A 1,496-nucleotide genomic window follows, 5' to 3' on the forward strand; every position below is an offset into this window, starting at 1 on the left:
GATCTCGCCGCTCCCGCGGATCTCTCGGCCTTCACCGCCGCCTGCCGGGTGCACGGCCTGATGAGTGGCCTCGCCGGGTCGCTTCGGGTGATCGACATCCCGGTTCTGTGCGCATACCGGCCGGATTATCTCGGCTTCCGCGGCGGCCTGTGCCGGGACTTCGACCGCCGCAACGGCATCGATCCCCTGCGCGTGGCCGAGGCGCTGCGCGCCCTCCGGCCGAGCAGGCAGGACGCGGCGTGACCACCGTCATCAAGATCGGCGGCAGCCTCGAAGCGGATCCGCATCGCCGCCGCGCCCTGCTGACGGCGATCGGCGACGGGGCGCACGGGCGCTGCATCGTGGTCCCGGGCGGCGGCGCCTTCGCCGACGCCGTCCGGGCCGCGCAGGCACGGGAGCGGTTCGGCGATGCCGAGGCCCATCGCCGGGCCCTCGATGCCATGAGCGACGCGGCCGGAATCTTCCGCGGGATCGAGCCGCGTCTGGCGCAGAGCCTGGAGCCCTGGGCGGAGACCGCGCCCGCCCGGATTCGGGTTTGGAATCCGCGCGGCCTGCGCGGCGGCCATCCGGACATTCCGGAAACCTGGGACGTGACCTCGGACAGCCTCGCCCTCTGGCTCGCGACGCGGATCCGGGCCGAGCGCTGCGTCCTGGTGAAATCCATCGATGTACCGCAGGGCCGGGATCCCGTCGCGCTGGCGCAGGAGGGGATCGTGGATGGCGCCTTCCCGGGCTTCGCAGCCAAGTTCGAGGGGGCGATCGAGATCTGGGGCCCGCAGTGCCGCGTTGCGGTCGAGACGAGGACCGCCGCGTGAGCACCCCCGAGCACATCGTCTTCGTCACCGGCCGTCTGGCCCGGGCGCGGCTCGAGAAGGTCGCGGCGGGGCTGCCGGAGAATCTGCACTGGAGCATCGCGGATGCCGGCGTGAAGGTCGCGGCGCTGATGACCGAGGAGATCATCCGCCGACGGATCGTCCTCCCCGAGGGCGCCACCCGGATCATCCTTCCGGGCCGGTGCCGGGCCAACCCGGAGCATCTCGCCGCCCATTTCGGTGTGCCCGTGGAGCGGGGACCCGACGAGGTGGTCGACCTGCCGGCCTGGCTCGGCCTGACCGCGCGCAAGGTCGATCTGTCCCGGCACGACCTCCGGATCTTCTCGGAGATCGTGGATGCGTCGAAGATGAGTGTCGCGCAGATCGTCGCCAAGGGCCTCGATCTCGCCCAGCGCGGCTCGGACGTCATCGATCTCGGCGGCTTGCCCGACACTCCGTTTCCGCATCTCGAGGAGTCCGTCCAGGCCCTCAAGGGCGCAGGCCTGAAGGTCAGCGTCGATTCCTTCTCCCGCGAGGAACTGGTCCGGGGCGCCGGGGCCGGCGCCGACTTCCTGCTGAGCCTGAACGAGGAGACTCTCGATCTCGCCTTCGAGACCGACGCGGTGCCGATCCTCGTGCCCCTGCGGCCGGACGACCTGCCCTCCCTGGATCGCGCGATCGAGC

Annotated in this window: 3 protein-coding genes; all 3 read left to right on the forward strand. The window is 71.5% G+C overall.

Annotation, left to right across the window (positions count from 1 at the left end; translation table 11 throughout):
* Nucleotides 1–243: (5-formylfuran-3-yl)methyl phosphate synthase (locus I53_RS24815; protein WP_043355758.1), on the forward strand; the 243-nt coding region annotated here is incomplete at its 5' end.
* Nucleotides 240–815 (forward strand): uridylate kinase, encoded by a 576-nt coding sequence (locus tag I53_RS24820; RefSeq protein WP_043355760.1) that lies wholly within the window; start codon nucleotides 240–242, stop codon nucleotides 813–815. The genes I53_RS24815 and I53_RS24820, both read left to right, overlap by 4 nt.
* A partial coding sequence (locus I53_RS24825) for a DUF6513 domain-containing protein (RefSeq protein WP_043355762.1) occupies nucleotides 812–1,496 on the forward strand: 685 nt, incomplete at its 3' end. The genes I53_RS24820 and I53_RS24825, both read left to right, overlap by 4 nt.

Origin of the sequence: Methylobacterium sp. B1 (assembly GCF_000333255.1) — a bacterium.
In the GTDB taxonomy this organism is placed as follows: domain Bacteria; phylum Pseudomonadota; class Alphaproteobacteria; order Rhizobiales; family Beijerinckiaceae; genus Methylobacterium; species Methylobacterium fujisawaense.